Annotated in this window: 5 protein-coding genes and 3 pseudogenes; 4 read left to right on the top strand and 4 right to left on the bottom strand. The window is 41.9% G+C overall.

What is annotated here, in order from left to right; all coding sequences use genetic code 11:
- Window positions 1–171 precede the first annotated feature (171 nt).
- A complete protein-coding gene (locus tag WN50_RS03025) occupies window positions 172–570 on the bottom strand; it encodes a hypothetical protein (RefSeq protein WP_200906201.1) in 399 nt (132 codons plus the stop codon).
- A gap of 1046 nt (window positions 571–1616) precedes the next feature.
- Here WN50_RS03025 and WN50_RS03010 point away from each other — a divergent pair.
- From WN50_RS03010 to WN50_RS34525, 4 genes and pseudogenes are all read left to right on the top strand, one after another.
- Window positions 1617–2813, top strand: coding sequence for an ABC transporter substrate-binding protein (locus WN50_RS03010; protein WP_342586729.1), 1197 nt, complete (start codon window positions 1617–1619; stop codon window positions 2811–2813).
- Window positions 2814–2823: 10 nt separating this feature from the next.
- Window positions 2824–3419 (top strand): annotated as a pseudogene (locus tag WN50_RS03005) (ABC transporter ATP-binding protein); the annotation flags it as partial.
- A 346-nt stretch (window positions 3420–3765) separates the two neighbouring features.
- Window positions 3766–4590: an ABC transporter permease gene (locus WN50_RS02995; RefSeq protein ID WP_342586728.1), complete on the top strand. Its 825-nt coding sequence runs from the start codon at window positions 3766–3768 to the stop codon at window positions 4588–4590.
- 172 nt (window positions 4591–4762) lie between these two features.
- Window positions 4763–4915: a hypothetical protein gene (locus tag WN50_RS34525; protein WP_160315339.1), complete on the top strand. Its 153-nt coding sequence runs from the start codon at window positions 4763–4765 to the stop codon at window positions 4913–4915.
- Window positions 4916–5047: 132 nt separating this feature from the next.
- Here WN50_RS34525 and WN50_RS37330 read toward each other — a convergent pair.
- The 3 genes and pseudogenes from WN50_RS37330 to WN50_RS02980 all read right to left on the bottom strand — a co-directional run.
- A pseudogene (locus tag WN50_RS37330) lies at window positions 5048–5789 on the bottom strand (AarF/ABC1/UbiB kinase family protein); the annotation flags it as partial.
- 1 nt (window position 5790) lies between these two features.
- Window positions 5791–6935 (bottom strand): annotated as a pseudogene (locus tag WN50_RS02985) (ABC1 kinase family protein); the annotation flags it as partial.
- Between the two features lie 135 nt (window positions 6936–7070).
- Window positions 7071–7593, bottom strand: a 523-nt coding sequence (locus WN50_RS02980) for a DegT/DnrJ/EryC1/StrS family aminotransferase (RefSeq protein ID WP_046280601.1), incomplete at its 5' end; no start/stop codon positions are given.

Genomic DNA, 7593 nt, shown 5'->3' with positions numbered 1-7593 from the left:
GCCCCCGTGACCCCCAATTTTGGGGGTAGCTGGGGGTAAATGGGAGTAGTTGGGGCTAAAAGAGGGACTTTAAACTCTAATTCCCCCCAGAATTGGGGGGCTGGGGATCAAGAAACATGACTAACAAGCATCATGGTATTTCATCTTTGAGGGAAACATTTGCTATAAAAATTAATCTTTTTGAGGAATGATTTTCCCTAAACTGAGATCATCTAAATCAATTCCCTTCACTCCTTTTTGTTCCAATTGAATGAGTAACCGAGTTAGCTGATACCAAACTAACCCCGCCATTAATACTGTTAAAGGAATAGAAAACGAATAAGAAAACATTGCTGAAAAAGTAAAAACCTGTAAACATGAGGCTAAAAATAGAGCAATTCCGACAGCAATTCCACAAAAGGGAAACAACAATTGAAACCCTCGTAAATTGGCTAATGCGCGAGTTGAACGACTGCTAGACCATTCTTTCAAAAGTTGTTTTAGGGTGGTGATAAAAGCTGTACAAGAGGTAATTCCAGCAAATAAACCGACAACTAAAACAACGTAAGGCGGATCGGACATTTCATACATGGCGGTTCAGTTCCCTCAAGTTTAGTTTACATGATTCCCCCCTTTCCAAGGGCAGTAGGGGGGATAAAAATTGTTGTTGCGCTTTAGCCCAAACTACAGAGTGCTTTAGTACAACTACAAGCTTTTTAATTTGGTCTGCTGAAGCACAACAACAGGTTTTAACATGATATTACACTTTTTTTCCCTGTGTAAATAACAGGAGATAATGGTTTTTTAAATCCAAATTGAAAACTTGAGATTTCAACTTGTATTTTATCACTGGGGTTTAGACTATTTATTGACTTTAAAATCAAATCTCAGAAATTGAATAAGTGTTCAAGTTTTAGTCTAAACTCCAACATCGCCAATAATATCTGTTACGGCGATCGCCAGGGGGAGCGATCACAGATCCAGGCGGGGGCATTAGCCCGCATTCACGACGAAATTCTCAATTTTCCCAACGGCAGTGCTACGTCATACCAAATTTGGAATCAGCACCAGTTGGAGGAGATGCTGAGTTGAGTCCGCAGATTGTGCAGATTTTCCCAGATTGGGGTTTTCGGTTTGGAGCGGTGCTGAGGGCTGATGAAACGTGCTAAAATTTCCGAGGTGCGATCTGGTGGGTATTCGACTGGATTTGAGCAGACGATGAACTCTTTTGAAAGGGTTGAGGGAATCGTTTCAGGGTATAGTGCTGTGAAGAACCGGGTTTCGCCCCATTCAACCTTCCCCCCTCGAACTCCCCAAGTTCCTCGCCACTTAGTCGTTTTCACAATCAAAACTTGTCCGCGATAGTTCACCACCAAAGCACCTACAGTTGACAAGGGAAATTGCTTTTGTCCTGATGGGNACTCTTTTGAAAGGGTTGAGGGAATCGTTTCAGGGTATAGTGCTGTGAAGAACCGGGTTTCGCCCCATTCAACCTTCCCCCCTCGAACTCCCCAAGTTCCTCGCCACTTAGTCGTTTTCACAATCAAAACTTGTCCGCGATAGTTCACCACCAAAGCACCTACAGTTGACAAGGGAAATTGCTTTTGTCCTGATGGGTTTGCTGATGTTTTTGCTAGATGGGTCATCTCACTCAAGGATATGCGATCGCCGTGATCGGAATCTCGATGAGAGAATCATTCAACGATCCGGCTAGGTCTTGCCAAAGACCATCTCAATCTTTCAAAATAATTGGTGAAATTCTGCAAAAATTATGGGAACTCACTAGAAACCGAATGCTGAAAAATTATTCGCTCAAACGTCGTCAATTTATTCAACTGAGTGCTCTCACTCTTGGCGGTAGTATTCTAGCCGCTTGTACCAATTCAAACTCTACCACTTCAGAATCCCTAAGTAACTTAGATAAAATTAAATTTAGTCTGGATTGGAAAGCAGAAGCCGAGTATGGAGGGTTTTATCAGGCAGTTACTACCGGAATTTATCGCCAACATGGTTTAGATGTCATCATTCAACCAGCCAGTCCTCAAACCAATACCACTCAATTACTCATGGGAGGTGTAGTTGATTTTACTATGGGAGTTGCGGTTAATGCACTCCAAGCCGTCCAACAACGCATTCCCAAAATCACAGTGGCTGCTATTTTTCAAAAAGACATTCGAGTTTTATTAACTCATCCTGGTGTTCGTAATGACTCTTTCGAGGATTTAAAAGGCCAGCCAATTTTTATCAGTCCTGGTGCAAGTTTTTGGCCATTTTTGAAGGCTAAGTATGGTTTAACCGATGCTCAACTACGTCCCTATAACTTCAATGTTACTCCGTTTTTAGTGGATAAAAATTCAGCGCAACAAGGACTTTTGACCTCGGAACCTTACACTATTGAAAAACAAGGAGGATTTCAACCCAATATCTTACTTTTAGCCGATGCGGGTTACAATCCCTATGCGTTTACCATTGAAACGACGACCCAGTTAGTAGAAACCAATCCAGATTTAGTTCAGAGGTTTGTGGATGCCTCAATTAAGGGATGGTATAGTTATCTAGAAAACCCAGAACCGGGCAATGAACTGATTAAAAAAGATAATCCCGAAATGACCGATGACCTAATTGCCTACGGTTTGAATAAGCTAAAAGAATATAAGATCATCCTCTCAGGGGATGCCGAAACCCTCGGAATTGGTGCTATGACTGACCAACGTTGGGAAACTTTATTTAATGATTTAGTGGCGGTGGGTGTCTTAGACGGAAAGACCGATTATAAACAAGCCTATACCCTAGATTTTGTCAATAAAGGAGTCGATTATTATTTATCTAAATAAAGCTATCAATATGAATGGAGTGAGCGATCATGCTATGAATTCTCAACCTTTAATCACCCTCAGTCAGGTGAATAAGTTCTTTGACAATGGCACCCACGCGATTCAAGACTTGAATTTGACGATTAATCCCGGTGAATTTATTAGTTTAGTCGGCCCCTCTGGCTGTGGCAAAAGTACCTTACTTCGGATCATTGCCGGACTAACTTCCCACAGTTCAGGAACTATTCAATGGCGCGGTAAGCGAAGCTATTCCGAAGGAAATCCCACTGACAAAGAAAATCTCGCTTTTGTCTTCCAAGAACCTGCTTTAATGCCTTGGTCTACGGTGAAGGGAAATGTACATTTACCTTTAAAATTGGCAGGAATGCCAAAAAAAGCGGCGGATTATGCCATTAACGAAGCCCTGGAATTAGTCGGACTCAAAAGCTTTGCTCATTCGTATCCCCGTCAGCTTTCTGGGGGGATGAAAATGCGGGTTTCTATTGCCAGAACCCTGGTAACATCTCCCACAGTTTTACTGATGGATGAACCTTTTGGCGCCTTAGATGATATTACCCGCACTCAGTTAAATGTGGAATTGCTGAATTTATGGAGTCAACAAAATTGNTCCCACAGTTTTACTGATGGATGAACCTTTTGGCGCCTTAGATGATATTACCCGCACTCAGTTAAATGTGGAATTGCTGAATTTATGGAGTCAACAAAATTGGACGGTGATTTTTGTCACCCACAATATATATGAAGCGGTTTATCTATCCAATCGAGTCGTGGTCATGGCGCCGCGTCCGGGTCGAGTAGTGGCTGATATCACGATTGATCAACCCTATCCCCGAGCGGAAAAATTTCGCACGTCCCAGGCATATTCTCAATATTGTCAGCAAGTGGCGACTGAATTGTCCAAAGGAATGATGGCTCAACCCGGTATTTAATCAATCATTGAACCTGAGAAAAAATGATGAATAATAGAAAAACTTTTATCTGGGAAAAGCTGAGGTTAAACTATTTATTTTCTCTTGATTTTCTGGCTCCATTTGCCGTAGGAATTGTTGTCTTACTGACTTGGGAAGGTTGGGTGAGACTCGCCAACATTCCGCCCTATCTTCTGCCCAGTCCTAGTCTAATTTTTCAAACCTTAATCACTGACTGGTATCTGTTAGCCCCTGCGTTAATTACGACCTTAAAAATTACCGTGGTTGCCTTTATTACGGCGGCAGCTTTGGGGTTGTTGATTGCCATGTTGATGGCGCAGAGTAAATGGATTGAAAAAAGCTTATATCCTTATGCAGTGGTCTTACAAACAGTCCCGTTAGCAGCGATCGCACCTTTAATTATTATTTGGCTGAGAAACAATACCTTTGCCGCTTTGGTTCTTTGTGCTTGGATTGTGGCTTTTTTTCCGATTATTTCTAATACAACCTTTGGTCTGAATAGCGTTGATTCTAATTTGCGGGATTTGTTTCGCCTTTACAAAGCTTCTCGCTGGCAAACGATGCTTTATTTAAGATTACCCAGTGCATTGCCTTATTATTTATCCGCTTTACGAATTAGTGGCGGGTTATCATTAATTGGCGCTGTGGTTGCGGAATTTATCGCTGGAACCGGGGGAACTAACTCTGGATTGGCTTATCAAATGTTGATTGCTAGTTACAATCTAGAAATACCGCGAATGTTTGCCGCTTTAGTGATTATTAGTGTTTTGGGTATTGTGATTTTTCTGCTTTTAAGCACTTTATCTAACTTACTGTTAGGAAAATGGCATGAAAGTTCTATAAAATAGTCTGAAACCACAGATACGCAGAGAACACAGATAAATTAGCTGTTCGAGTCAAATATTCCTATCACATTTTACCAGCAGATGCTGGAGTTTAGACTCATCTAACCATAGGACTTGTCCCCTAGTTCATCTGGATGAGAGAATTAAAGGTTTATATAAATTTTCTCTAATCCAGATGACACTTAAACGATTGCAAGAGTTTCACCAAAACGTCTACAATCAGATGGGTGCAGCCGCCGATGCTGTATTTGAATTGATGGATGCTGCATTATTAACTCCTAATCCCTGTTTTTTGGCTGAATTGTCTCAAGCTTGCTGTTTTTTGTAGAAAGTGGCACTCAGCCTATGAGTTTCTGTCTGATTGTAGACCTCATTGGTCAAATTTACTCAAACTTTTTCTACTCGAAATTCATCAAAATATTCAGCCCATATTGGTAGCAGATCATTTGATCAGCGGTTTCTACTGTAGTAGTCGCAAAGCGGCGACTTGGGCGGTTGAAAAATCGGCGATCGCACCCATAGCAACATCAAATAAACGAGCGGGTTTAATATGATGTCCAACCAAACTCCAGATGCGTTGAACTTCTTCGGTATGAAGGCGATCATCTTCTGTCAAGGCTAAAATCAGTTGACGGCGAAGAAACTCTCCTTCTTCTGACAGTAAATATTGTAAACCCAATTGAGCCGTTGGTAGAATATCAAATGTCTGATCAGACTGAGCGATCGCTAACATATTCTCCAACCGTTGCCACTTGAACTTACCATCTTTTATGAGTACATCAATCAAGCGCCGACGTAAAGCCGGAGTTTCCCCTTTCAACAGACGTCGGGCGACGTAGGGATAAGCCACATCAACAATTTTGAAACTGGAATTCAGCGTTAAAGCAATTCCTTCTTGAGTCACCAAAGAGCGAATAATCAGGGCAAATTTCGCCGGAACTCTGAAAGGATAATCATACATCAGTTCTGAAAAACTGTCTGTAATCGTCTTGAAATTAAAATCCTGAACACTCTCACCCATTGCATTTCCCAGAACCTTTTCTAAGGCAGGAACAATCGGTAAAATATTAGTTTTGGGTGTGAGAAACCCTAATTTAACAAAGTCTTTTGCTAAATCGTTGTAATCTCGATTAATCAAATGTACAACAGAATCAACTAAAGTTTCTTTCACCTCTTGTTCTAGCTGATCCATCATGCCAAAANTTAAAATCCTGAACACTCTCACCCATTGCATTTCCCAGAACCTTTTCTAAGGCAGGAACAATCGGTAAAATATTAGTTTTGGGTGTGAGAAACCCTAATTTAACAAAGTCTTTTGCTAAATCGTTGTAATCTCGATTAATCAAATGTACAACAGAATCAACTAAAGTTTCTTTCACCTCTTGTTCTAGCTGATCCATCATGCCAAAATCAATAAATGCCATGCGACCATCGGGCATTGCAAATAAATTTCCGGGATGGGGATCGGCGTGGAAGAAACCAAATTCTAGCAGTTGTCTCAAACCGCTTGTGACTCCCACTAAAATCAGATGATCGAGGTCTAAACCAGCCGCTTGAATACTGTCAACATCGGTGAGTTTAAACCCATTAATCCATTCGAGAACGAGGACACGAGTGCTGGTATATTTCCAGTAGATTTCAGGAACTTTTACCGTCGGATCATCGCTAAAATAAGCAGCAAATCGTTCTGCGTTGCGACCTTCATTGATATAGTCTATTTCCTCAAAAAGTTTAACCCCAAACTCATCAACAATCAAGGTCAAATCGTGACCTAAATTGAGCGGTAGCCAAGGGGCAATCCAACCGGCGGCCCATCGCATTAGATATAAATCTAAGGTGAGAATGGGAACTAAATTAGGGCGCTGAATTTTGATCGCGACTTCTTCCCCAGTTCGCAAACGGGCGCGATACACTTGACCTAAACTTGCGGCGGCGACAGGTTCGGGAGAAACTTGACTAAAAACGCTGTCAATATCTCGATCTAACTCTGTTTCTAAAATTACCATCGCCACTTCAGTGTTGAAAGGTGGTAACTGATCCTGAAGTCGGGTTAGTTCCTCTAAAAAGTCTTTGCGAATTAAGTCAGGACGAGTGGAAAGGGCTTGACCCACTTTAATGAATGTCGGGCCGAGATAAGTTAAAATTTCTCGGAGTTGAGTCGCTCGTTCCGGTGTATGTTCAACTTCGGGTCGGCGCCATCGATCCCAAAACAGACCTAAAATAAACCCTGTAAAAAACCAGACTACGGTAATAGCCCGCCAAATAGCCTGCCAGGGACGACGGCGATAATACTGGGCGATCGCTTCTGGGTCATAACACCGTTCAGATGTGAATGGGTGTGGACTCACGCTTTTATTTTTCCTCTTGAACGCTGAATTGTAACTGGGTGGACAGATTGTGCTGTCGTGGATGTTATCTTGTTGTTATCGTTTTGTTAATTAACAGTATACAAAACTACACACCCAGATTGAAAGTAAATTTACTTATTGGCTCAAACAATCCTTGATCGCGTAGATCACAGCGTCTTGTTGAACAGTTGTCAGTTCGGGAAACATAGGCAACGATAACACCTCCTGAGACAGTTGTTCAGCAACGGGAAACTGACCCGCTTGATAGCCTGAATTTTGGTAAAGTGCCTGCAAGTGCAATGGTACTGGATAATAAACCATCGTACTAATTCCCCGTTCGGCTAACTGTGCGCGAACAACATTTCGATCAAAGAGAAAAGAAGAACCATTCTCACCCAGTCTTTGAAGAACTCGAACGGTATACTGATTCCAAACACTTTGTCCGGGAGTCACTTCTTCAGGAAGAATCAAACCCGGAACCGCCCCAAGAAGCTGATGATAGCGTTGAGCGATGCGACAGCGTTGTTCATTCCATTGATCAAGATAACGCAGTTTGACGTTCAAAATTGCCGCTTGTAAGGCATCCAATCGACTGTTAATCCCAACCACTTCAGAATTATACTTGCTCGATTGTCCATGATCTTTAATCATGCGAATT

This window comes from Limnoraphis robusta CS-951 (assembly GCF_000972705.2).
The sequence above is the reverse complement of the archived record's forward strand: the minus strand, read 5'-3'. Positions and strand labels throughout refer to the sequence as shown.

What these genes read in the sequence shown, in the direction of transcription:
- WN50_RS03025 (WP_200906201.1), bottom strand. Translation starts at nt 570, where the DNA reads ATGTATGAAATGTCCGATCCGCCTTACGTTGTTTTAGTTGTCGGTTTA.
- WN50_RS03010 (WP_342586729.1), top strand. Translation starts at nt 1,617, where the DNA reads ATGGGTCATCTCACTCAAGGATATGCGATCGCCGTGATCGGAATCTCG.
- WN50_RS02995 (WP_342586728.1), top strand. Translation starts at nt 3,766, where the DNA reads ATGATGAATAATAGAAAAACTTTTATCTGGGAAAAGCTGAGGTTAAAC.
- WN50_RS34525 (WP_160315339.1), top strand. Translation starts at nt 4,763, where the DNA reads ATGACACTTAAACGATTGCAAGAGTTTCACCAAAACGTCTACAATCAG.